Below are 26,264 nucleotides of genomic sequence, written 5' to 3' on the forward strand. Positions count from 1 at the left end.
AGATTACCGTCAGCCAGCAGGCAAGATGACGGCGTAGGCGACAAACGGTACCATGCTGAACATATTTTACCTCAACATAGTGTTGGTACCGTTATGAAACCACGCCGCGATACCCGCGCCCGTAATCTGGTCTTTTTCGTTGCTGTCATCAGCGCCACCGTCGTTGGCTTCTGGCTAGCGAGGTAGCTATTACGCTTCACCAAGCAGCCCCAGACTGGCGGCCGGGGCTTGTCGACGCAGTCCACGGGAAAGCGCATGACCAATCACGCCAATCAGTAACGCCCCGCCGAAAGGAAGCAGTAGCCACAACCCAAGATGGAACCGCGGAGTTAGATCCAGCAAATATACATAAAGTACGGCCGTGGTCAGCTCTGCAAGCACGGCGCCCATCAGCCCACTGGCGAAGCCCAGCAGTGCGTATTCAGACCCCTGCACCCTTGAAATCATTTTGCTGCCTGCACCAAATACGCGTAGCAGGCCGCTTTCATGGGCACGCACCGGACGGCTGGCCGTAAGCGCGGCATACAGGACACTAACGCCCGCTAACAGTACCAATGCGAGCACTAACTCAACCGCACGGGTGACCTGGGCAAGTACATCTCGCACCTGACCTAATATGGCGTCCACGTTTAGCAATGAGACACCGGGGAAGTCAGTGATTAGCTCACGGATCAGCCCCTGTTCGGTTTCCGGTAAGTGGAAGGCCGTAATGTAGCTATGGCCGAATTGCTCCAGCACTCCCGGCGGGAAAATAACGAAGAAGTTAGGCTGAAAGCTGTCCCAGTTTAGGCTGCGTAGGCTGGTGATTTGGGTCGTAATCTCATCGCTACCCACTGAAAAGGTCATCTCATCGCCAATGCCCAAGCCGAGCCTTTCGGCCAGCCCATCTTCTACAGAAATGGGCACGGGTGTTGCCTGCTGCGTTGCATCGACAGCGCTCATCCAACCTTGGGTTTCAACAACCTCTTCACTCCTCGCTTGAGGTGCCGAGAACCACTCCCCTGCAACGACTTCATTACCTTCCGGCAACTCAGATTGCCACGTAAGATTGAGTTCTCGCCGCAGCGAATTGTCACCGCGAGCGTCCGGCGGTACCGCTTCAGTAGGTGGTTGATCGTTAATCGCAATGACGCGCCCGCGTACCATTGGGTAGAGGGTGCTTTGGGTTTCGACACGCGGTGAAACGGCCGCTTCAAAAGGGTCGCGTTCTGAAGGCTGAATATTGATGGCAAAGTAGTTGGGCGTATTTTCAGGCAGTTGATCTTGCCACGTGCTTACCAGGTCGCCACGCACCAAGACAATCATCGCCATGGCAAAGAAGGTCACCGAGAAGGCCAGCAACTGCCCTAGGCCCGCTTGACGACGCCGCGCCAATTGACGGCCCCCCAAACGTAGCGCCTGCGACCACTCACTGCGCCCTGAGAACCGCTGCACAACGCGTAATAAGCCGCTTAGCAAGAAGGCGCTAATCATCCACAGGACACCCAGCAGCAGCGCTCCGCCGATTAATAGTCCTAGCGCCAATGGTAGGCTACCCGAGTAGAGCCATAGCAGCCCGCCAAACACGATACTGGCCACGCCGACAACCAACCAAGCCGAGGGCGGCAATGGGTCTAGCTCACGACGCAGTACTTTTAACGCGCTGACCCGTTTTATCCGCAGCAGCGTAGGGCCAGCAAACCCAACCAGTACGGCAAGGGCAGTAAACACGCCTAACCCCAGCGGCATGAGACCAGGTGGCGGTAGCGTCATGGGTAGAAAGCTTACCAATAGTTTAATCAGTACCGCTTGACCAATGAGTCCAAGCAGCGCGCCAATGGCTGCTGCCACTAACGCAAGCCCCATTAATTGGAGGGTAAAGATGGTCACTAACTGGCGTTGACTGGCACCAAAGCAGCGCAGCAGTGCCGCGGTATCCAAATGTCGCTCCACATAGCGGCGAGTCGACATCGCTACCGCCACTCCCGCTAGCAGTACCGCAGCTAAGCCGGCTAACCCAAGATAACTTTCAGCTCGCTGTAGAGCATTTCCCAGTTGTGGGCGGTCCACCCGTACGTCACGTACTTCTACCCCTTCGCGACGTAGCTCGGCCAGCAGGCCTTGCACTTGATCAAGTGCCGCAGGCGAGCCTGCTGCTAAGATTTCAAACTCAATCCGCGAGCCTTCCTGCACTAGGCCAGTGGCATCGACATCCGCCGTATTGATCATTAAGCGCGGGTTAAAATTACCAAAACCGCCGGACTGATCTGCTTCACGCTCAATGATCCCCGTTACGGTCAGGTCGGTTTGGCCCACCTGTACTCGATCACCTAACTCGATCTCGACCAGTTCGACCAGTCGAGGGTCGGCCCATGCTTCACCGGGCGGTGGGCCTGAGGCTATTTGTTCGGTGCCATTTCCAAAATCCACATAGGAGACGCCGTAGTGAGGATAGACCTCATCCACAGCCTTTAAACTAGCCGGTTGAAAGCGTCCGTTGCGGCTAATCATCGACACTAGATCAACTTGGTCGCTGAGGATAAAACCGGCGCTTTCAAGGCGTTCTCGCAGCTCTGCTGAAAATGGATCCCGCTGTTCTAAGACTAAATCACCGCCCAGCATTTGCCCTGCCTGACGCTCCAAGCCGCGCTCTAGGCGATCCAGAAAAAACGCAATCATCGTGGAAGCCGCAACGGCCAATACCAGGGCAATAAATAGCGCACGTACATCGGCTGCACGCAGATCTCGTTTAAGGCTGCGCATGGCCAAGCGCCAGTTCACATCACTCATTGCGTGCCCTCATCACTCAAAGCCGCTGTGGGTACAAAGGCTTCCAACTTCCCATGATCTAAACGCAGGCAGCGATCACAACGCCGCGCCAGAGCATGGTCATGGGTGACCAAAATAAGCGTGGTGCCAGCTTCACGGTTTAGGGTGAAGAGTAGATCGATGATTTGCGCACCGGTATCCGGATCCAGGTTGCCGGTGGGTTCATCGGCAAAGACCAGTTCAGGGTCGGTTACGAAAGCCCGGGCAACGGCAACCCGTTGCTGCTCCCCTCCAGAAAGCTGTTTAGGCAAGTGATCAATGCGCTCGCCAAGCCCCACACGCGTTAACCATTGAGCAGCCGTTTGCGTCTCCCCGGCGCGCGGCGATAGTTCAAGCGGAAGCATGACATTCTCAAGGGCGTTCAAGGTAGGCAATAGCTGAAAGTTTTGGAACACAAAGCCTACTCGCCCAGCCCGAAGCGCTGCACGTCCATCCTCATCTAAACGGCTAAGCGCGTGACCAAACAGCGTTAATTCACCGTCGCTTGGCGTATCAAGCCCCGCCAGCAACCCTAGCAACGTTGATTTTCCCGCACCGCTCTTGCCCAGAATCGCGACACTTTCGCCCGCTGCTACGCTGAGCGAAAGGTCGTGTAAGATGGTGAGCGAACGTTCACCGCTGGTGACCTTTTTAGACAGTTTATCCGCATGCAGTACTGGGTACCCGTTAGCACCATGAGCAATCCCAGCTGCGGCTTGAGGAACATCGCCTGCTGCTTGGTTGTCGGAATCGCTTAAGTGCTCACCTTGGGGCGACACGCTTGAAATCGAGTTATCAGTAGATGAAGGTGTGGTTTTATCTGAGAAGTTTGAACTTGAGGAATAAGACATGAAGCGTGGCATCCCTATGGCATGGCATGGACTGAACCGCATGGTAACCGGATGGCTGGTGCTGCTGATAGTCACCTTTGCCTCTTCGTCTATCAACGCTGCGCCCGTTAATACGGAACAATCCCCCACCATACTGGTGATGGGCGACAGCTTAAGTGCCGCATACGGTATTGAGCGTGATGAAGGCTGGGTAAGCCTGCTAGCAGAGCGCCTTGAAGGCGATGCTCAGGTAATTAATGCCAGCATTAGCGGTGAAACGACATCCGGAGGTTTACAAAGGTTCTCTGATGTTATGGGACAGCGGCAGCCGGATATTGTTCTACTGGAATTAGGCGGCAATGACGGCTTGCGTGGCTTAGCACCCAATCAGATGCAGGCAAACTTAGCCAGCATGATTGAGCAGAGCCAAGAGGCAGGTGCACAAGTACTGCTATTAGGAATCGATATTCCGCCAAACTATGGTCAAGCATACCGTGACGCTTTTACGGGGGTTTTCCATTCATTGGCAGAGGAGTATGACGTTTCTTTTGTGCCTTTCTTATTGGAGGACATTGCCCTGAACAACGCGCTAATGCAGAGCGACGGCATTCACCCCACCGCCGATGCGCAGCCGATTATTTTGGAAAATGTTTGGCCTAAACTAACGCCGCTTTTAGAAACGACTCATCAGGCAGCGGTTGAATAAGTCACAAATACTATCCTGTTGAATGAGAGATGTAGCACTTAACCTCGCCAGCTTGTAATCTTAAGCTCTATTTGGCGGTTATTTATGGCGACTCATGCCTGCATCTTCTGATCAAAGCCCCTCTGTATTTTCGCGTCGACAGTTCCTAGCGACTGTCGGCGCGCTATGGCTAGGCGCAGGTCTTGGCATTCATTCTAAGTCTGCGTCAGCTTTTGACCCTCAGCGCCTTCGCCAAAGCATGCAGCAACAGTATGGTCAGGCCGGCCTAGCCGTATTAGAGGAGTGGTTAGCCCTACTACAACAATTGCAAAATCAGGCAGTACAAACGCAATTACGTGGCGTTAATGACTTTTTTAATCGTCGCATCAGATGGGTAGATGATATTCGTGTCTGGAGAGAGGAAGATTTCTGGGCCACCCCTTTAGAAGCGATGGGTAAAGGCCAGGGTGATTGCGAGGATTACTCAATTGCAAAATATATTACGCTTAAGCAATTGGGTGTCACCAGCCAGTATTTACGTATGATTTATGTTCGCGCGCGCATCGGGCGTAGTCAAATTACCCAAGCCCATATGGTGTTGGGCTATTACTCGACACCAGATGCAGAACCGCTCGTATTGGACAATATAGTCCCGTCCATTACCCCTGCTTCTCAGCGCACCGATCTCGATCCTCTGTTTAGTTTCAATAGCGAAGGGCTTTGGGCTGGTGGTTCATCGGAATCACGCGCCGATCCACTGGCTCGACTATCACGTTGGCGCAGCGTCATCGAACGTATGCAAACCCAAGGTTTCATTTAAAAGGAATTGGCACGATGTCACTTATTAAACAACTTTGGCTTGCCATTATTACCCTGTTACTGCTGTCGTTCATTGGCAGTCTCGCCATTAGTATTACCACCAGTCGTGACTATATCGAGCAGGAAGTGCGTATTAAGAATGAAGACAATGCCACCGCACTGGCCCTCTCCATGAGTCAATTGAATAAAGACCTAGTGACATTGGAGCTTTTAATAGCGGCTCAGTTTGATACTGGTTATTACCGCCAAATCACGTTGCGTGATACAGACGATAGCGTGCTAATTGAGCGCACAGCCGAAGAATATAGCGGCGAAGTGCCTGCCTGGTTTCGTCAGCTCGTTGAATTTGAAGTGCCCAGCGGCATAGCGACAATTCAAGACGGCTGGCGTCAATATGGCACTTTGGAGCTTGAGAGCCAGCACAGTTTTGCCTACACCTCTTTATGGCGCAGCATGCTGGAACTCGCCGCTTGGTTTTTACTCGCCGGGGTGATCAGTTTAGCGATTGCCACCGTAATCGTTCGTGGTATTAAGCACCCACTTTCCCGCGTAGTCTCTCAGGCACAAGATATCAGCGCGCGCCGATTTACTACCATTAAAGAACCACGCACGCTAGAACTGCGCCAAGTCACCCAAGCGATGAATGTATTGTCCGCTAATGTTCATCAAATGCTAAGTCAAGAAAGCCATAAACTAGACGAGTTACGCCGCCATTTACAGCACGACCGGGTCACCGGAGCACTTAATCGTGATGTATTTATGGGCAAGCTCTCGTCCCAATTGAGCAGTGATGATGCTCGAGCATCGGGCATGCTGATCATGGTCCGGATACAGGATCTAGAAACACTCAACGAGCAGTTAGGTTACGCCGATACTGATCAGCTATTAGTTACCCTTGTGTCAAAATTAGGCCAGTTGGATAGTGAGTCGGCTGAGCCGGTAATAGGTCGCCTAAACGGCAGTGACTTCATTTTCATGCTGCCACTAGCCGATGATGCAGAGGAACTTAGAATTCAGGTGATGGCAGCTCTGGCTGAGGTAGCCGCCACGGCGCCCGATGTGCAAGTGTACTTACCCACGGCGATTGTGTCTTACGCGCCGCATGATGAGCGTGGCATGCTTTTAGCCACCTTGGATGATGCCTTGGCTCAAGCTGAAAGTTTGACTTCCTTTGAACAGGTAGTGGTGCGTCAGCGTGAACGCGTCTCCCTTTATAATAGCCACGCAGAGTGGCGTACTGCGTTGGAGACGGCGATTCTGGTAGGTCCAGAACTCGCTTACTTTCCGGTGATTAATGCTAAGGGCGATATACTCCACTACGAGTGCCCAGCGCGGTTAAATCTGGCCGGAAAGTGGCAAACCGCTGGCGTATTCATTCCCTGGATAACCCGCTTTGATATGGAGCCAGCACTTGATTTAGCGGTTGTTAAAAAAGCGTTAAACAATCTCCAAACCGATCCGAAACCGGTGGGGATTAACCTTTCAGCTGCCTCTATCACTAATACCCAATTCGTTAATGACCTGCGTGCACTTCTAATCACCCAACCGCTGCTGGCCAAGCAGCTCTGTTTTGAAGTGCCTGCCACGCTGAGCACACATGCCATTGGTAGCTTGCGTGGGCTTTGCACCGCCTTAAGACCGCTTGGATGTGCCTTTGGCATCGAACATGTCGGTGCCGAATTTACCAAGCTCGCGGACCTGCACGACGTGGGACTTAGTTATTTAAAAATGGATAGCAGCCTTATTCACGCCCTTCATTCATCAAGCGAGCAGCAAACCATCGTGCGTGGCATGGCTACGTTATGCCACTCATTAGGCATTGAGGTGATTGGGGAAGGTGTTGCAGACGACGAGGAACTCGTTTGCTTGTTCCGCGTAGGTGTCGATGGTGCGACTGGTCCAGGCGTACATCACGCTTAAGCCCCACTAGGGAATTATGGGGCTGGCGTTAACAGCGAGTCTAGCGGCACTTTTTCGTGGATTACGACTAAATAGTGTCGCTGTCACCACCTAATAAATCGACGTTATTTTTCACCCGCAGAGACTTACGCTCCATCACCTTGGCCTGTGCTGCTTCGGGCAGATCGGTAAACGTGATAATCCCCTTCTCAAGTAGTACTTCCAAAATATCTTCTACTACCCTTACAAACGCCAAATCAGACGCTATAAAGTGAGACGTTGAGCTTGGCTGATCGGCCAGAAAAGCCAGCACTTCGGGAGCGTCTGGGGCAATAGTTTCATTGCACTCAGATGTTGGCTCCTTACTGAGCATAACGATCTCGCCGGACGTATTGCGTTTGGTGTAGAGCATGGCCTTTCCTCTATGGGTAAAAGCATTGAAGGGTTATCTACTAGCATACCGAACTAGATACAGAAAGGCCGCCCTGAGGCGGCCTTGTTACTTCTATTGTTACTTATTGGTCTATTTTAAGCTGTTCATTGTCCAACATGCTTTGGATAAAGTCTGAAGAGTTTCCGCCTTGCGGCATCTCAACTCCTTTCAATACGATATGTTGTTCAGCATTGCTACCGTCCGCTGCCAACCCACCATCAGACTTAACATGTAGCACAGTGTCATCACCCTGCTGCTCGGCGAAAATATAGTCATCGATACTTCCGCTACTTTCATCTTGCAGAAGATCTGCTAAATCCAGACGATCTGCTTCATTATCAACACCAACATCACCCTGGTGGAAATCCATTACCTGGTCTTCAGCAGGGTTATTCGTTGCGCCCTGGTCATTCAATTCCCACTTAAAGGTATCAGCACCTGCACCACCATAAAGAAGATCATCTCCTTCACCGCCCACTAACAGATCATCGCCGCCTTGACCGTAAAGAACATCGTTGCCTTTACCGCCATACAATTCATCGTTGCCTCCACGAGAATCTCCCACGACGTTAAACTCTTCATGGCCAGCTTTTATATAGTCATACATCTGCTGTTCAGTAGGCTCTTGTCCGCCATTACTGACTTTCAAGAACTCATTAAGAGCCGATAGACCTGAACCATTAGGCAGATCTCGACCTTCCCAACTTAAGGCATCGGTGTTGATGGTATCGCCAAAAATGATGTCATTACCATCGCCGCCAAGCACAACATCATTGCCCACGCTAGCCAGATCGTTAGTACTGGAACCACCTTGGAGTGCGGCGTTCAGTTCTTCAGCATTATTAACAATCTGAACATTACCGGCATTATCAGTAATGGTCTGACCTTCTATTAGAATTGAGTGCTGTCCAGTCACATTAGTGTTATCGAAGAACTTGAGAACATTCACATTGACGCCAGACCCAATTCCAATTGCATGAACTTCGCCGTGATTTGCTACGTTTTTATAGTCGTCTAATGCATAGGCAATGTCGCCGTAATTCATCACAGCGCCACCTCCCTCACCATTATGCGTTGTGGGATCGCCATCAGTTAAGAAGAACGTCAGATCCTTGTAGCTAGGGTCAGATGGCATTGAGTCCAACCATAACGCCGTTTCCTTGAAAGCCGATTCATAATTGGTTGCCCCAGTAGCTTTCAAGGCATCAATTTTATTGATCAATGCATCCAGGGATGTGGCATCAAGGTCTTTAAACACAAGGCCGGATTGCTTTGGATTTCCCCACTGATCAATTGGAGTGACATCTGTCGCTGCACCACTAAAACCAATCAGAGCAACATTAACTTTTCCATCGTGATCGGCAAGTTTCGTCGCTAAATTCTTTAAGGCATCCTGGACAAGTTCGATGCGCGAAACAGGCTCTTCTACATAGCTGCTAGTGTCTACCCAGCGACCGCCTGATCCCCAATGCCCGCTCTGAACCCAAACCTGTTTGGTCTGACCAGAGTCCTCACTCATTGAGCCAGACGTATCAACGACCAGCGCAATGTTATAATTCATGCCAGGCTGAACAGCCAAGACGGTGCCACCGTCGTCACCCATGATAATGTCATTCCCTTGCCCACCTTGTAAGGAGTCATTATCAGCATTATCTCCGACTTCAAGCTCTCCTTTGTATAGCGTCAAACTAACCGGCACATCCACCGCCTCGAAGTTACCATCGACTTTGATAACTTCAGCGGTCAGATCGGTAGTTCCATTTGTTTCAACAGCCACTGTCCCTTTGCCGTTACGATCAAGCGTAACAGTATACTCTTGCCCATCAATTAAAACGGTCGCGGTTGGGAATGTTGTTTCAAAGTCGTACTGACTAGCATCCGGCGGATTGGAAGTCTCAATTTCAAAGACAACTTCAGAGGGCCCCCCAATACTGGAAGCCTCACCATCGACCACTTCCTTATATTTAATAGAGTGAATCAGGTAGTCGTCGTCGAAACCAACGGCCGTAAACTCTGCTCGAACAAACGTATCGCCAGTACCCGGTTCAAAGGTATAAGAATTATCAACGCGATCAGATCCACCAGGCGCATGCTCACTCTTAGTGATGTTCCCCTCTGCATCGTAGTAAGTCACTAAAGCATCAGTTGATGTGCCGCCACCCGACACAATAGCCCAGCCAACAGAGTTTCCATCTTCATTGAAGAATTCTACTTTTGCTTTCTCACCATTGTTTCGCCATGCGAACTGAACGTCGAAGGTTTTTACTTCATTGTTAAAATCAACAACGATTTTTTCGCTCGCTCCGTTATTGCCATAACCAAGCTCACTGCCAGCACCACTACCAGAAGTGGAGCCAATTACGCCAAATCCGTCGTGATTGGTACCTGTAACTTGGGAGATGGTTCCCGCACTGCCGTCCGACCGGTAAGCCGTCACAGTGAAGCTATCGGTATTATCGACATTGCCAACATTAATTTCGGACGTTTTAGTCACAATGGCAGTGATATCGACGTGGGTAGTGTCAATGGTGTCGTTGATTGTTACGTTGGCCGTATCACTGGTATCGAGGTTCTCGAAGTTGTGATCACCTTCCTCGGTAACTTCAACACTATAGCTTTCTGAATCTAGGTAAACATCGTCGCCCTGTATGCTGAACGGCGTTGAAGTGCTTTCAGTGGCTCCCTCGACAAAGGTTATAGTGGCGCCGTTGCTTAAGGTAACGGTGAAGTCTTGAACCGCTGGGTTACTAAGCGTGCCAGTAATCGTGGCAGTTCCCACCCCTTCTTTCACCGTCACATCGCTCAAAGTGAGCGTGGTTTCGGTACCGTTATCCACGATGGTCGCGCTGCCGGTGTCAGTGAGGTCGTCACCCAGGGTGTCGCCTGACGCGGTGGCGCCGCTGAGCGTGGCGCTGAGGGTGAACGCCTCTTCGCCTTCAAACACGTTGTCGTCGGTGGTCGGCACGCTGATCACGATGCCGCCCACGGTGCCCGCGGGAACGTCGAAGCTGTAGGTGCCGTCACCGTTGTCGGTCACCGTCACGGCGTCGCCGCCGATGGTGGCCGTCGGGATGCCGGTGTCGGTGGCTTCGATCTCGCCGTCCAGTTCGAACGTCAGCGTGGTGATGTTATCCACCGCGTTGCCCAGCGAGACGTTGAACGTGGCGGTGCCGCCTTCGTTGATGCGCCCGGCATCGTCGACCGTCAGCTCAGGACGGTCGTCGTCGACAGGGTCGGTCGGATCGGTCGGTTCACCCGTGCCGTCGTCGACGATGGTCGCGTCGGCGCTGTCATCACCAACCAGGTCGGAACCGGCGGTGAGGCTGAAGTTTTCGTCGCCTTCGTAGACGTCGTCCTGGGTGGTCTCAACACTGACGCTCAGCGCGGTAATACCGGCCGGCACGGTGTAGCTGCCGTTGGCATTGGCGGTGAGGATCTGGGTGTTGCCGTCGGCGTCTTCGTAGCTGACGGTCATCGCGCCCAGGTCACCCGCTTCGGCATTGCCTAACTGGGTGCCGATGCTGATCTCGTGGTCGGCTTCGAGGGCGTTGCTCAGGGTCACGCTGAACGTGGCTGGGCTGCCTTCGTTGACTTCACCACCGCCGGTCACGCTGATCGTCGGGGTGTCGTTGTCCGGGGTGTCGCCAGGGCCGCTGCCGTCGTCGACGATGGTGGCCTCGGCACTGCCGTCACCGACCAGGTCGGAGCCGGCGGTGAGCGTAAAGGTTTCGTCGCCTTCGTAGACGTCGTCCTGGGTGGTCTCAACACTGACGCTCAGCGCGGTAATACCGGCCGGCACGGTGTAGCTGCCGTTGGCATTGGCGGTGAGGATCTGGGTGTTGCCGTCGGCGTCTTCGTAGCTGACGGTCATCGCGCCCAGGTCACCCGCTTCGGCATTGCCTAACTGGGTGCCGATGCTGATCTCGTGGTCGGCTTCGAGGGCGTTGCTCAGGGTCACGCTGAACGTGGCTGGGCTGCCTTCGTTGACTTCACCACCGCCGGTCACGCTGATCGTCGGGGTGTCGTTGTCCGGGGTGTCGCCAGGGCCGCTGCCGTCGTCGACGATGGTGGCCTCGGCACTGCCGTCACCGACCAGGTCGGAGCCGGCGGTGAGCGTAAAGGTTTCGTCGCCTTCGTAGACGTCGTCCTGGGTGGTCTCAACACTGACGCTCAGCGCGGTAATACCGGCCGGCACGGTGTAGCTGCCGTTGGCATTGGCGGTGAGGATCTGGGTGTTGCCGTCGGCGTCTTCGTAGCTGACGGTCATCGCGCCCAGGTCACCCGCTTCGGCATTGCCTAACTGGGTGCCGATGCTGATCTCGTGGTCGGCTTCGAGGGCGTTGCTCAGGGTCACGCTGAACGTGGCTGGGCTGCCTTCGTTGACTTCACCACCGCCGGTCACGCTGATCGTCGGGGTGTCGTTGTCCGGGGTGTCGCCAGGGCCGCTGCCGTCGTCGACGATGGTGGCCTCGGCACTGCCGTCACCGACCAGGTCGGAGCCGGCGGTGAGCGTAAAGGTTTCGTCGCCTTCGTAGACGTCGTCCTGGGTGGTCTCAACACTGACGCTCAGCGCGGTAATACCGGCCGGCACGGTGTAGCTGCCGTTGGCATTGGCGGTGAGGATCTGGGTGTTGCCGTCGGCGTCTTCGTAGCTGACGGTCATCGCGCCCAGGTCACCCGCTTCGGCATTGCCTAACTGGGTGCCGATGCTGATCTCGTGGTCGGCTTCGAGGGCGTTGCTCAGGGTCACGCTGAACGTGGCTGGGCTGCCTTCGTTGACTTCACCACCGCCGGTCACGCTGATCGTCGGGGTGTCGTTGTCCGGGGTGTCGCCAGGGCCGCTGCCGTCGTCGACGATGGTGGCCTCGGCACTGCCGTCACCGACCAGGTCGGAGCCGGCGGTGAGCGTAAAGGTTTCGTCGCCTTCGTAGACGTCGTCCTGGGTGGTCTCAACACTGACGCTCAGCGCGGTAATACCGGCCGGCACGGTGTAGCTGCCGTTGGCATTGGCGGTGAGGATCTGGGTGTTGCCGTCGGCGTCTTCGTAGCTGACGGTCATCGCGCCCAGGTCACCCGCTTCGGCATTGCCTAACTGGGTGCCGATGCTGATCTCGTGGTCGGCTTCGAGGGCGTTGCTCAGGGTCACGCTGAACGTGGCTGGGCTGCCTTCGTTGACTTCACCACCGCCGGTCACGCTGATCGTCGGGGTGTCGTTGTCCGGGGTGTCGCCAGGGCCGCTGCCGTCGTCGACGATGGTGGCCTCGGCACTGCCGTCACCGACCAGGTCGGAGCCGGCGGTGAGCGTAAAGGTTTCGTCGCCTTCGTAGACGTCGTCCTGGGTGGTCTCAACACTGACGCTCAGCGCGGTAATACCGGCCGGCACGGTGTAGCTGCCGTTGGCATTGGCGGTGAGGATCTGGGTGTTGCCGTCGGCGTCTTCGTAGCTGACGGTCATCGCGCCCAGGTCACCCGCTTCGGCATTGCCTAACTGGGTGCCGATGCTGATCTCGTGGTCGGCTTCGAGGGCGTTGCTCAGGGTCACGCTGAACGTGGCTGGGCTGCCTTCGTTGACTTCACCACCGCCGGTCACGCTGATCGTCGGGGTGTCGTTGTCCGGGGTGTCGCCAGGGCCGCTGCCGTCGTCGACGATGGTGGCCTCGGCACTGCCGTCACCGACCAGGTCGGAGCCGGCGGTGAGCGTAAAGGTTTCGTCGCCTTCGTAGACGTCGTCCTGGGTGGTCTCAACACTGACGCTCAGCGCGGTAATACCGGCCGGCACGGTGTAGCTGCCGTTGGCATTGGCGGTGAGGATCTGGGTGTTGCCGTCGGCGTCTTCGTAGCTGACGGTCATCGCGCCCAGGTCACCCGCTTCGGCATTGCCTAACTGGGTGCCGATGCTGATCTCGTGGTCGGCTTCGAGGGCGTTGCTCAGGGTCACGCTGAACGTGGCTGGGCTGCCTTCGTTGACTTCACCACCGCCGGTCACGCTGATCGTCGGGGTGTCGTTGTCCGGGGTGTCGCCAGGGCCGCTGCCGTCGTCGACGATGGTGGCCTCGGCACTGCCGTCACCGACCAGGTCGGAGCCGGCGGTGAGCGTAAAGGTTTCGTCGCCTTCGTAGACGTCGTCCTGGGTGGTCTCAACACTGACGCTCAGCGCGGTAATACCGGCCGGCACGGTGTAGCTGCCGTTGGCATTGGCGGTGAGGATCTGGGTGTTGCCGTCGGCGTCTTCGTAGCTGACGGTCATCGCGCCCAGGTCACCCGCTTCGGCATTGCCTAACTGGGTGCCGATGCTGATCTCGTGGTCGGCTTCGAGGGCGTTGCTCAGGGTCACGCTGAACGTGGCTGGGCTGCCTTCGTTGACTTCACCACCGCCGGTCACGCTGATCGTCGGGGTGTCGTTGTCCGGGGTGTCGCCAGGGCCGCTGCCGTCGTCGACGATGGTGGCCTCGGCACTGCCGTCACCGACCAGGTCGGAGCCGGCGGTGAGCGTAAAGGTTTCGTCGCCTTCGTAGACGTCGTCCTGGGTGGTCTCAACACTGACGCTCAGCGCGGTAATACCGGCCGGCACGGTGTAGCTGCCGTTGGCATTGGCGGTGAGGATCTGGGTGTTGCCGTCGGCGTCTTCGTAGCTGACGGTCATCGCGCCCAGGTCACCCGCTTCGGCATTGCCTAACTGGGTGCCGATGCTGATCTCGTGGTCGGCTTCGAGGGCGTTGCTCAGGGTCACGCTGAACGTGGCTGGGCTGCCTTCGTTGACTTCACCACCGCCGGTCACGCTGATCGTCGGGGTGTCGTTGTCCGGGGTGTCGCCAGGGCCGCTGCCGTCGTCGACGATGGTGGCCTCGGCACTGCCGTCACCGACCAGGTCGGAGCCGGCGGTGAGCGTAAAGGTTTCGTCGCCTTCGTAGACGTCGTCCTGGGTGGTCTCAACACTGACGCTCAGCGCGGTAATACCGGCCGGCACGGTGTAGCTGCCGTTGGCATTGGCGGTGAGGATCTGGGTGTTGCCGTCGGCGTCTTCGTAGCTGACGGTCATCGCGCCCAGGTCACCCGCTTCGGCATTGCCTAACTGGGTGCCGATGCTGATCTCGTGGTCGGCTTCGAGGGCGTTGCTCAGGGTCACGCTGAACGTGGCTGGGCTGCCTTCGTTGACTTCACCACCGCCGGTCACGCTGATCGTCGGGGTGTCGTTGTCCGGGGTGTCGCCAGGGCCGCTGCCGTCGTCGACGATGGTGGCCTCGGCACTGCCGTCACCGACCAGGTCGGAGCCGGCGGTGAGCGTAAAGGTTTCGTCGCCTTCGTAGACGTCGTCCTGGGTGGTCTCAACACTGACGCTCAGCGCGGTAATACCGGCCGGCACGGTGTAGCTGCCGTTGGCATTGGCGGTGAGGATCTGGGTGTTGCCGTCGGCGTCTTCGTAGCTGACGGTCATCGCGCCCAGGTCACCCGCTTCGGCATTGCCTAACTGGGTGCCGATGCTGATCTCGTGGTCGGCTTCGAGGGCGTTGCTCAGGGTCACGCTGAACGTGGCTGGGCTGCCTTCGTTGACTTCACCACCGCCGGTCACGCTGATCGTCGGGGTGTCGTTGTCCGGGGTGTCGCCAGGGCCGCTGCCGTCGTCGACGATGGTGGCCTCGGCACTGCCGTCACCGACCAGGTCGGAGCCGGCGGTGAGCGTAAAGGTTTCGTCGCCTTCGTAGACGTCGTCCTGGGTGGTCTCAACACTGACGCTCAGCGCGGTAATACCGGCCGGCACGGTGTAGCTGCCGTTGGCATTGGCGGTGAGGATCTGGGTGTTGCCGTCGGCGTCTTCGTAGCTGACGGTCATCGCGCCCAGGTCACCCGCTTCGGCATTGCCTAACTGGGTGCCGATGCTGATCTCGTGGTCGGCTTCGAGGGCGTTGCTCAGGGTCACGCTGAACGTGGCTGGGCTGCCTTCGTTGACTTCACCACCGCCGGTCACGCTGATCGTCGGGGTGTCGTTGTCCGGGGTGTCGCCAGGGCCGCTGCCGTCGTCGACGATGGTGGCCTCGGCACTGCCGTCACCGACCAGGTCGGAGCCGGCGGTGAGCGTAAAGGTTTCGTCGCCTTCGTAGACGTCGTCCTGGGTGGTCTCAACACTGACGCTCAGCGCGGTAATACCGGCCGGCACGGTGTAGCTGCCGTTGGCATTGGCGGTGAGGATCTGGGTGTTGCCGTCGGCGTCTTCGTAGCTGACGGTCATCGCGCCCAGGTCACCCGCTTCGGCATTGCCTAACTGGGTGCCGATGCTGATCTCGTGGTCGGCTTCGAGGGCGTTGCTCAGGGTCACGCTGAACGTGGCTGGGCTGCCTTCGTTGACTTCACCACCGCCGGTCACGCTGATCGTCGGGGTGTCGTTGTCCGGGGTGTCGCCAGGGCCGCTGCCGTCGTCGACGATGGTGGCCTCGGCACTGCCGTCACCGACCAGGTCGGAGCCGGCGGTGAGCGTAAAGGTTTCGTCGCCTTCGTAGACGTCGTCCTGGGTGGTCTCAACACTGACGCTCAGCGCGGTAATACCGGCCGGCACGGTGTAGCTGCCGTTGGCATTGGCGGTGAGGATCTGGGTGTTGCCGTCGGCGTCTTCGTAGCTGACGGTCATCGCGCCCAGGTCACCCGCTTCGGCATTGCCTAACTGGGTGCCGATGCTGATCTCGTGGTCGGCTTCGAGGGCGTTGCTCAGGGTCACGCTGAACGTGGCTGGGCTGCCTTCGTTGACTTCACCACCGCCGGTCACGCTGATCGTCGGGGTGTCGTTGTCCGGGGTGTCGCCAGGGCCGCTGCCGTCGTCGACGATGGTGGCCTCGGCACTGCCGTCACCGACCAGGTCGGAGCCGGCGGTGAGCGTAAAGGTTTCGTCGCCTTCGTAGACGTCGTCCTGGGTGGTCTCAACACTGACGCTCAGCGCGGTAATACCGGCCGGCACGGTGTAGCTGCCGTTGGCATTGGCGGTGAGGATCTGGGTGTTGCCGTCGGCGTCTTCGTAGCTGACGGTCATCGCGCCCAGGTCACCCGCTTCGGCATTGCCTAACTGGGTGCCGATGCTGATCTCGTGGTCGGCTTCGAGGGCGTTGCTCAGGGTCACGCTGAACGTGGCTGGGCTGCCTTCGTTGACTTCACCACCGCCGGTCACGCTGATCGTCGGGGTGTCGTTGTCCGGGGTGTCGCCAGGGCCGCTGCCGTCGTCGACGATGGTGGCCTCGGCACTGCCGTCACCGACCAGGTCGGAGCCGGCGGTGAGCGTAAAGGTTTCGTCGCCTTCGTAGACGTCGTCCTGGGTGGTCTCAACACTGACGCTCAGCGCGGTAATACCGGCCGGCACGGTGTAGCTGCCGTTGGCATTGGCGGTGAGGATCTGGGTGTTGCCGTCGGCGTCTTCGTAGCTGACGGTCATCGCGCCCAGGTCACCCGCTTCGGCATTGCCTAACTGGGTGCCGATGCTGATCTCGTGGTCGGCTTCGAGGGCGTTGCTCAGGGTCACGCTGAACGTGGCTGGGCTGCCTTCGTTGACTTCACCACCGCCGGTCACGCTGATCGTCGGGGTGTCGTTGTCCGGGGTGTCGCCAGGGCCGCTGCCGTCGTCGACGATGGTGGCCTCGGCACTGCCGTCACCGACCAGGTCGGAGCCGGCGGTGAGCGTAAAGGTTTCGTCGCCTTCGTAGACGTCGTCCTGGGTGGTCTCAACACTGACGCTCAGCGCGGTAATACCGGCCGGCACGGTGTAGCTGCCGTTGGCATTGGCGGTGAGGATCTGGGTGTTGCCGTCGGCGTCTTCGTAGCTGACGGTCATCGCGCCCAGGTCACCCGCTTCGGCATTGCCTAACTGGGTGCCGATGCTGATCTCGTGGTCGGCTTCGAGGGCGTTGCTCAGGGTCACGCTGAACGTGGCTGGGCTGCCTTCGTTGACTTCACCACCGCCGGTCACGCTGATCGTCGGGGTGTCGTTGTCCGGGGTGTCGCCAGGGCCGCTGCCGTCGTCGACGATGGTGGCCTCGGCACTGCCGTCACCGACCAGGTCGGAGCCGGCGGTGAGCGTAAAGGTTTCGTCGCCTTCGTAGACGTCGTCCTGGGTGGTCTCAACACTGACGCTCAGCGCGGTAATACCGGCCGGCACGGTGTAGCTGCCGTTGGCATTGGCGGTGAGGATCTGGGTGTTGCCGTCGGCGTCTTCGTAGCTGACGGTCATCGCGCCCAGGTCACCCGCTTCGGCATTGCCTAACTGGGTGCCGATGCTGATCTCGTGGTCGGCTTCGAGGGCGTTGCTCAGGGTCACGCTGAACGTGGCTGGGCTGCCTTCGTTGACTTCACCACCGCCGGTCACGCTGATCGTCGGGGTGTCGTTGTCCGGGGTGTCGCCAGGGCCGCTGCCGTCGTCGACGATGGTGGCCTCGGCACTGCCGTCACCGACCAGGTCGGAGCCGGCGGTGAGCGTAAAGGTTTCGTCGCCTTCGTAGACGTCGTCCTGGGTGGTCTCAACACTGACGCTCAGCGCGGTAATACCGGCCGGCACGGTGTAGCTGCCGTTGGCATTGGCGGTGAGGATCTGGGTGTTGCCGTCGGCGTCTTCGTAGCTGACGGTCATCGCGCCCAGGTCACCCGCTTCGGCATTGCCTAACTGGGTGCCGATGCTGATCTCGTGGTCGGCTTCGAGGGCGTTGCTCAGGGTCACGCTGAACGTGGCCGGGCTGCCTTCGTTAACGGTACCACCGCCGGTCACGCTGATCGTCGGGGTGTCGTCATCCGGGTCGGTGCCAGGACCGCTACCGTCGTCCACGATCGTGGCGCTGCCGTCGTCGGAAAGGTTATCGCCCAGGGCATCGCCTGACGCGGTGGTGCCGCTCAGCGTGGCGCTGAGGGTGAACGCTTCTTCACCTTCAAACACGTTGTCATCGGTGGTCGGCACGCTGATCACGATGCCGCCCACGGTGCCTGCGGGCACCTCGAAGCTGTAGGTGCCGTCGCCATTGCCAATCACATCGACGGTTGCGCCGCCGATGGTGGCCGTCGGGTTGCCGGTGTCGTTGGCTTCGATGTCACCACTGAACTCGAAGGTCAGCGTGGTGGCGTTATCCACCGCGTTGCCCAGCGAGACGTTGAACGTGGCGGTACCGCCTTCGTTGATGGTGCCAGCGTCAGTTACGATTAATTGGACATTATCATCATCAAGGACATCCGTAGTCACCCCAGTTCCAAAAGCAGTATTTTCGTAATTACCGCCAGTGGCACTCTGGATACTAACCTCTTGAGAAGTATCACCTTGAACTAACTCATCATCTCCACGAGCTGGATAAGTTACAGCACCTGTCACTTCGCCTATCGCAATCGTGATCTGTTCGCCATTACTAAGCGTAATCACTAAAGGCTCATTTTCTGGAGCATTATCAACGCTAGCAGTGATAGTTATTGAATCACCTTCAGCGACCTGTTCAGGACCACTCAGCGTTATAGTCGTAGTATCGTTATCATCGACCACATTTACCGTCTCGGTAGCTGTGGTATCAAGAGTGTCGTACCCACCGCCAGTAGCATCAGAGACCGTTAACGATTGAGCTTCATCACCTTGAAGGTAAACGTCATCTGGGCGGCTATCGAAGGTTACGCTACCAGTGGTTTCGCCAATGGCAATAGTGATCTGCTGACCGTTACTTAATGTGATCACCAGCGGGCTATCTTGAGGAGCGTTATTAACACTCGCCGTCACTGTAATAGGTTGCCCTTCGATGACCTGCTGCGGAACACTAAGTGTAATAGTGCCAGTCAGGCCAGGCGTCGGTTCAGGTGTCGGTTCAGGTGTCGGTTCAGGTGTCGGTTCAGGCTCAACCACTTCCTCTTCAGCAGCAGCATCGGGAGCACCGCCAAAGTCAACGAACTCACTCTCTTCAAGGCCACCGGAAGTTTCAAAACTTAATGGGTCGGTTTGCTCGGCAATACGGGCAAGACGCACGAAATCATGCCCCTCACCGCCGCCGCCAGCGCCACCACCCGCGGCAGTTGCATCAAGAATATCGAGAAGGTCACCATCTTCATCGTCCAGGGCAGCTAACAGCGCCTCAAGATCCTGATCCTGGGCACTGGCATCTTCAGTGGACACCAACTGGTCGCTGTCGAGTTCGGAAGAGACAACCACTTCTTGTCCGCCCTCCACTCTACTGCTACCCGCACCGTCAGCAAAATCCAGTTCTACACTGCCATTACTGGAGGTAATGAGGACTTCACCTTCCTGCAACACATCACCAATACTCAGCTCACGCAGGTTACCTGATTCATCACGTGCCCAAGCCTGACCAGAAATTGCAATAACGGTTGCAGTTGCCATGTAGATCTCCCGAACGAATAAAGAAGCCGTTTTCTAGCGCCTTGCACTAGGGAATTAGCGGCATATACCATCATCGTAGGCGGTTGAACTACAAAAAAGTATTGTACTGATGGACAGAAATAGGCTTAGAGCTGCCTACGCCCAAAAAAGGAGGGAAGCGCTCTTATCTGCTCGATGTATTACAGTTAAGAGCGCCACAATCAATTAGTAGCTAGCGAGTTCCCTTATTGAAGAGAGCTTGAGCATTAACTGCAAACGGTCACGTACCGCTAGCTTTTTGAAAATAGCGCTTAAGTGAGCTTTTACCGTGCGCTCAGTGATCTCCAGCTGGCGAGCGACCTCTTTATTGGTTGCCCCTCGTGCAACGGCCAGGGCAACGCCTCGTTCACGCTCGGTCAGCAAAGCCAGATAATCGCTTCCAGCCGTTGAGACCTCCTCAGTGCGCCGAGACAAAGCCTTAAAGGTGCCGCCAATGACTTTTGCAAGCAACTCTTGACCAACCCACACTCCTTGATTGGTCACCACAAGAGCCACTTGCTTTAAAACATCGACCGTCGCAAGCGTGTGCACATAGCCACGGCCGCCGAGGTCTAATGCTTTAAGCGCCTCTTTATCGTTAGGCGCATAGCTAAGGATGACCACCGTGACGCCTATCAAAGCTAAGCGCTGCGTCAACTGCGGCCAAGAGGCAACGGTGGTTGTCACCCAGACCAAATCACCAGACTGGGCATTTTTTTCAATCACGTTAGGCGCTGAGGGCTGTGCATCGGGGAACGCCTTTTCCCAACGTGCCTTGAGGCTACCATCCATTGTCACAAACCAATGATCCATTACCGTTCCCCCATCGAATCACGCCATGCCCGCAGAATAGGCTTGAGCAGAAACTGCATCACTGTTCGCTTGCCGGTTATAATATCTACCTGCGCGGTCATGCCTGGAATCACCTGCAGTGAATCCGCTAGATTTTCGTCGGCAAGACTGCGAACTCGCACTAAGTAAAAGGTGTTGTCATCGTCATCTGTAATGGTATCGGCGCTGATATGATCAAGTTCAGCTTTTAGTCCACCATATATGGCGTAGTCGTATGCTGTCAGCTTGATAGTGGCTGCCTGACCTGGGTGTAAAAATGCAATATCTTGTGGTGCGATCCGCGCTTCGATCAACAACTGGTCATCGCTTGGAACAATATCGACCACCTCTTGCCCAGGTTGCGCAACGCCACCGATGGTACTGATATGAATTCGCTGAACCACACCATCTACCGGCGAACGAATTTCGGTCAATCTCACCCGATCCTGAAGACCGGTACCGGATTGTTGAAGCGCATTCAAATCACCCAGCGTTTCGGCAAGATCATTACGCCATTCGCTCCGGCGCTCTGCACCCAGTTCCAGCAATTGCCCCTCGGACTCTTCTACTGCCGCTTCTAAACGGGAAACAGCAGCATCAGCTTGGTTACGCTCACCGGTCGCACGTGACAAATCTCGCTGCAGTCTTAGCACCTCAACTTCTGAAACGGCACCTGAAGCCAACAATGGGCGCGTTAAATTAAGCTCCTGGCTGGACATATTGGCTTCACGCTGGGCGGTATCGCGCTTTGCCACAGCTTCTCTTAACTCTTCTCTACGCTGGCGTATACGATCATTTAGAACATTTTCCTGCTCACGCAGCTCTTCGCGGCGGCTCTCGTAAACCGCACGCTCTTGAATCACGATGGAAGGTACTTCTTGGCGCAGCTCTTCATCGGGCTCAAAAGGGGAGTCAGTGACAAGGGCACGTAAGCGTTCCGCTTTTGCCTGTAAGGCATAACGCTGTGCCCGGTTTTCGCGAAAGTCAGAAACAAAACGGGTCGGATCAATTTGCATTAATACTTGACCCGCTTCGACTACTTGACCTTCACGGATCATGATCTGCTCAACAACACCGCCGTCAAAAGACTGTATTTGCTGCAAATGACTCGCTGGAATAACACGACCACTGCCACGCGTCACTTCATCAATCGGCGCAAAACAAGCCCATGTGATGAGTGCCGCAAAAGCCAAGCAAACGCCGTAGAGAAACAGACGCGCTCGCATTGGATCTTGTTGCAATCGCGCCCAATCGGTATCACTCGCCCAGTCACGACTTAAATGCGCCGAGGTAACTCGCCGCGCAAACAAGCGATCCATAAAGGGACGGAACGGTTTTTTGCCCTTTTCAGAGAAGCGGCCAATGGCCTCAAATCCTTTTTGCTCAGCGGTCTCAGTGTTTTTCTTAGCCATCAGGAAGCCCTCCCGATCTGACCTTTACGGAGCGCTTCGACCACCGTATCGCGAGGCCCATCCGCGACAACCTTGCCAGCATCCATGACGATAATACGGTCTACCAACGAGAGCAGAGACGTTCGATGCGTCACCACCAGCATTGTTTTTCCTTGCGCCACCTTACTGAGATTCGTTTTGAAGGCTTCTTCACTGGCGTTATCCATCGAGCTGGTCGGCTCATCCAGTAGCAATATGGCAGGGTCATGCACTAATGCTCGCGCAATCGCCACAGACTGTTTTTGGCCTCCCGACAGAGACTGGCCTCGCTCGCCTACTTGCAGATCAACGCCGCGAGGGTGGCTATTTACCAAGGATTGCAAGCCTGCAACATCTAATGCTTTAAGCAATTCCTCATCATCGATACGTTCACTACCACCACCGGCGACAATATTGTCGCGCAGCGACCCAGAGAATAGGCTGACGTCTTGGGGGACATAGCCAATATGGCGGCGCAGCTGAATTGGATCGATCTGTCGGATATCAACGCCGTCGAGTAAAACGGCACCCGCGCTGGGTTGATAGAATCCAAGCATCAGTTTATTGAGTGAAGACTTGCCGCAGCCTATTCGGCCTAGCAACGCGACTTTTTCACCTGCCTTAATGGAAATTGAGACATCGCGCAACGCATCGCGCTCTTCATTGGGGTAGCGCAACGTCACTTTTTCCAGCTGAATGGCGCCAGCAACGCTGGGCTTTTCAACATAGACCTTGCCTTCGTGACGCTCGACGCGCTTATCCATCACTTGATTGAGCGAATCTAACGCTGTTGATGATTGGTGGTACTGCGCCAGCAGCGCTGCCGCCTGGCTAATCGGCGCCATGGCTCGTGAAGAGAGCATATAAGCGGCAATTAGCCCGCCTTGGGAAAGGTTACCTTCAATAATCTGATAGACGCCGACAATAATGACGCAGACCGCCACACTGTGCTGCGCCCATTGCGCCACATTCGAGACGGAGGTGCTTACCAATCGCAGCTGGGCACTGGTGCGTGACAAGAAAGCCGTGGCTTTTTCCCAGTGGCGCTGAATGCGACTCTCAGCACGCAACGCTTTGACATTTTCTAGCTGCGAAACAGACTCGACGAGCAGGGCATTACGTTGAGCACCCACTTCCCAAGTCGTCTGCGATAACTCATGGAGCTTGCCCTGAGCGGCCAACGCATAAAGCAATACGAACAGGATCCCAGCGATAACAGGCAACACAAGCCATGGATTAATCAGCGCGATAATCGCTGCAAATAACAGCACAAAAGGTAGGTCTACAATACCTAGAATGGTAGCGGAACCTATGAATGCTCGTATTGACTCAAAGGATTGGAGCGTGGAGGTGAACGACCCGGTTGAGACTGGCCTATCCTCTAAACGTAACCCTAACGTTTTAGCCATAATGGAAGAGGAAAGTTTTACATCGGCTCTGCTAGCGGCTAAATCGACAAAGCTACTGCGCATCAGACGCAGCGCCAGATCAAAACAAAGCACAATGAAAACACCGCCAGCGAGCACCCAGAGCGTTTCAGTCGCTTGATTGGGTACTACACGATCATAGACGTTCAATACAAATAGCGGCATTGCCAAGGCAAATAAGTTAATGGCAACTGACCCAATAAGAATATCGCGGTACAGCTTTCTATTTTCCTGAATGACACTCCAAAACCAGTGTCCACCCTTCTTTTTCTTAGTTTCGGGGTTATTGTCTAATCGAAGACGAGGACGAGCGTAAATAGCGTCTCCCGAGTAGCTAGACGCCAGCTCATTGAGACCAACTTCAACTTCCGCTTCATTCAGTTCAGGAAATACAGCTTTAACGAGCCCTTTTTTAACATCAATGGCGTTGACGATACATGCCCGTCCAGGCTCAAGGAGCACAATAACGGGGAACAGTTCAGGGTTAAGATTGACTAGCCCACTCTTAACAATTTGCGCCGTCATACCCGCGCGCGCTGCAGCCCGGGCAAAAACTGAGGGTGTCAGCTTACCATTTTCAAGTGGCAATCCCGCAGTTAACGATTCAGAAGAAACTTCATGCTGATGCATTCTAGCCACTGCCTGTAAGCAGAGAAGAAGTTCATCATGATCCAATGAAGAATCCTGCGACTCCTTACCAGACAGCGTTTGATCATGCTCTGACAATGTCCACCTCTTATAATAAAATAGCACATAGCATATTTTTTCAACGCTATGTGCCACATACTCTTATCCAAACACTCTCAGCACTCGATCAGATCAAGGAATAAAATGTGTCCTTTAAGTATTGATCTCATCAAACCGCTCTAAGGTAATTTCCACTCGCCGATTTTGCCCGCGACCCTCTACCGTGTCATTTGAAGCTACAGGGCGATTAGAGCCATAGCCCTCTGTTTGGATCAAAGTCGGCTCAACGCCTTGGTCTGCAAAAAACCGTGCGACGCTATCAGCGCGCTGTTGAGAAAGAGGATCATTAATTGCATCTGAACCTGTATTGTCTGCATGACCAGCTATAAAAACTCGCGCAATGTCATTACGCGCATTGATATCAGCAGCCAACCTTGCAAGCTCTTGTCGCGTATCTGCACCTAACTCAGCACTATTGATCGGAAATAGAGCATCTGCAGAAAGCGTTACGTCCGGCGCCCGAGTGGGAGCGGGAGTAGCGAAGTCACCACCGATAAAGTCTTCCAGTGTAAACCCACTTGGACCTTCCACCGGACATAGTATCTCTGGCGTAATGGCAACGCCGTCACTGCCCAACTCGGCTAATGTCGGCATATCATCACGCATAATCTCAAGTGACTGCATTAACTGGCCCGTTGCTGCCAGCGTTCTTGCATCCGCCAGGGTAATGTCATACTGGGCATTTGCATAAGCACGGCTGGCATCAAAGTACTCATTCTCACTATCCAACACATCTAAGAGAGTACGCTCACCAATATCAAACTGTTGCTGATAGGCGCCTCTAACGCGATCAATTGATAAACGATGCTGATTTAAATAATTCAGCTGCTCGCGAAGTCGTTGAGCATCGTTATATGCAATTTGCGTAGTTTGACGCACATTGGTACAAGCCAATTCACGCTGATCAACGGCTTCTTCAATGCGATCACTGGCCGCTCGGAAAGCCGCTAGATCGCTACCACCATTATATAGATTCATACTTGCCACTAGCTGAACACTGGTCTCATCACGGCGCCCAGCAATGGCATCATCTTGATTGTTTGTGCCTGTTTTACCCTGAATTTCTAGGCGTGGCATAAACGTTGCGCGCGTGCCTTCTTTTTCAGCACGCTGAACATTAATGTTTTCGATGGCAGCATGAAAATCAGGATTGCCCTCAAATGCTAAATTGACCGCTTCACTGACGCTTGCAGGCAAATTCTCATCAAGCTCGGGCGCGGGCATCAGGTTTTGAGCCGGCAATTCACCAACGATACGCATGTAACGCGCGGTAACATCGTGCAAATTTGTCGCTTCGGTCATCAAGTTCGATTCAGCCAATGACAACCGGCCACTTATTTGCTCAAGGTCTACCCCTCTTCCGGCACCAGAAAGAGTGCGCTCTTCAATTTGTTGATAGACTTCCTGGTGCTTGGCGTAGTTCTCTTGAGCCAGTCTGACTAACTCACGATAACGTGCCACGTCCAGATAAGCTTCTGATGCTTCCAGCGCTATATTTTCGCTGGCACCAATCAACTCATAATAGGTAACTAACTCAGCCCTATCTAACCGCTCAACTTCGCTGCGCGTTGCAAAGCCATCGAACAGCATTTGAGTAAGCGTCAGCTCTGCAAAGTCAGTTTCATAGCTACCACGGCCGTCGCCCTCTTGAGCTTCTCGGCCTACACCTGCGGTTACATCAATGCTGGGCAAGTAGTTTCCACGCGCCACGCCAATATCATTTTTAGCAGCGCGGAGACGGGACCACGCGGCTTCAACTTCCGGATTGGTAGAAATTGCCTTCTGAACAACGCTCTGCAGATCGTCATTACCAGGCGCATACAGACTTTGCGGAAGCGTCTGGGCTATCGCACTCGTTAACGGTGCAAAGGCCAAGGTAACTGCCATTAGTGGCATTGAAATGCGGCGAAGATTGGTTTTGTTCGTGCGCGTTACGACTGCTTGCTTCATTTTGCGTTCCCTGTAGCGGATATCACTTCACTGGCAACCCAGCTAAGCGTTTAGCCTCCATGCTTTTTTAT

Annotated in this window: 11 protein-coding genes; 3 read left to right on the forward strand and 8 right to left on the reverse strand. The window is 55.4% G+C overall.

What is annotated here, in order from left to right; all coding sequences use genetic code 11:
- Positions 1-189 precede the first annotated feature (189 nt).
- Positions 190-2,769, reverse strand: coding sequence for an ABC transporter permease (locus AC5TBW_RS12285; protein ID WP_495508838.1), 2,580 nt, complete (start codon positions 2,767-2,769; stop codon positions 190-192).
- The gene (locus AC5TBW_RS12290; RefSeq protein WP_495508839.1) at positions 2,766-3,638 is read right to left on the reverse strand and encodes an ABC transporter ATP-binding protein; all 873 of its coding nucleotides are present in this window, start codon (positions 3,636-3,638) and stop codon (positions 2,766-2,768) included. The genes AC5TBW_RS12285 and AC5TBW_RS12290 overlap by 4 nt, the downstream gene beginning before the upstream one ends.
- Between AC5TBW_RS12290 and AC5TBW_RS12295 the strand changes: the two genes are divergently transcribed.
- The 3 genes from AC5TBW_RS12295 (at position 3,637) to AC5TBW_RS12305 (ending at position 7,041) form a co-directional block, all read left to right on the forward strand.
- Positions 3,637-4,323, forward strand: coding sequence for an arylesterase (locus AC5TBW_RS12295; protein ID WP_495508840.1), 687 nt, complete (start codon positions 3,637-3,639; stop codon positions 4,321-4,323). The two genes, AC5TBW_RS12290 and AC5TBW_RS12295, sit on opposite strands and share 2 nt — an antisense overlap.
- Before the next feature lie 94 nt (positions 4,324-4,417).
- A complete protein-coding gene (locus AC5TBW_RS12300; RefSeq protein WP_495508841.1) occupies positions 4,418-5,122 on the forward strand; it encodes a transglutaminase-like cysteine peptidase in 705 nt (234 codons plus the stop codon).
- Positions 5,123-5,136: 14 nt separating this feature from the next.
- A complete protein-coding gene (locus tag AC5TBW_RS12305) occupies positions 5,137-7,041 on the forward strand; it encodes a bifunctional diguanylate cyclase/phosphodiesterase (RefSeq protein ID WP_495508842.1) in 1,905 nt (634 codons plus the stop codon).
- 67 nt (positions 7,042-7,108) lie between these two features.
- Here the strand turns inward: AC5TBW_RS12305 and AC5TBW_RS12310 are convergent, their stop codons facing one another.
- The 6 genes from AC5TBW_RS12310 to AC5TBW_RS12335 form a co-directional block, all read right to left on the reverse strand.
- Positions 7,109-7,432: a tryptophan synthase subunit beta like protein gene (locus AC5TBW_RS12310; RefSeq protein WP_495508843.1), complete on the reverse strand. Its 324-nt coding sequence runs from the start codon at positions 7,430-7,432 to the stop codon at positions 7,109-7,111.
- Between the two features lie 103 nt (positions 7,433-7,535).
- Entirely contained in the window at positions 7,536-19,790 is a 12,255-nt protein-coding gene (locus AC5TBW_RS12315) for an immunoglobulin-like domain-containing protein (RefSeq protein ID WP_495508844.1), read from the reverse strand.
- A gap of 204 nt (positions 19,791-19,994) precedes the next feature.
- Complete coding sequence (locus tag AC5TBW_RS12320; protein ID WP_495508845.1) at positions 19,995-20,621, reverse strand: response regulator transcription factor; 627 nt, start codon at positions 20,619-20,621, stop codon at positions 19,995-19,997.
- Positions 20,621-22,051 (reverse strand): HlyD family type I secretion periplasmic adaptor subunit, encoded by a 1,431-nt coding sequence (locus tag AC5TBW_RS12325; RefSeq protein ID WP_495508846.1) that lies wholly within the window; start codon positions 22,049-22,051, stop codon positions 20,621-20,623. Before AC5TBW_RS12325 ends, AC5TBW_RS12320 begins: the two co-directional genes overlap by 1 nt.
- Positions 22,051-24,126 carry a type I secretion system permease/ATPase gene (locus AC5TBW_RS12330; protein ID WP_495508847.1) on the reverse strand — a complete coding sequence of 692 codons (2,076 nt, stop codon included), beginning with the start codon at positions 24,124-24,126 and terminating at the stop codon, positions 22,051-22,053. Before AC5TBW_RS12330 ends, AC5TBW_RS12325 begins: the two co-directional genes overlap by 1 nt.
- A 210-nt stretch (positions 24,127-24,336) precedes the next feature.
- Positions 24,337-26,193 (reverse strand): TolC family outer membrane protein, encoded by a 1,857-nt coding sequence (locus AC5TBW_RS12335; RefSeq protein WP_495508848.1) that lies wholly within the window; start codon positions 26,191-26,193, stop codon positions 24,337-24,339.
- Positions 26,194-26,264 lie beyond the last annotated feature (71 nt).

It is taken from the genome of Vreelandella sp. ssv (assembly GCF_059448525.1).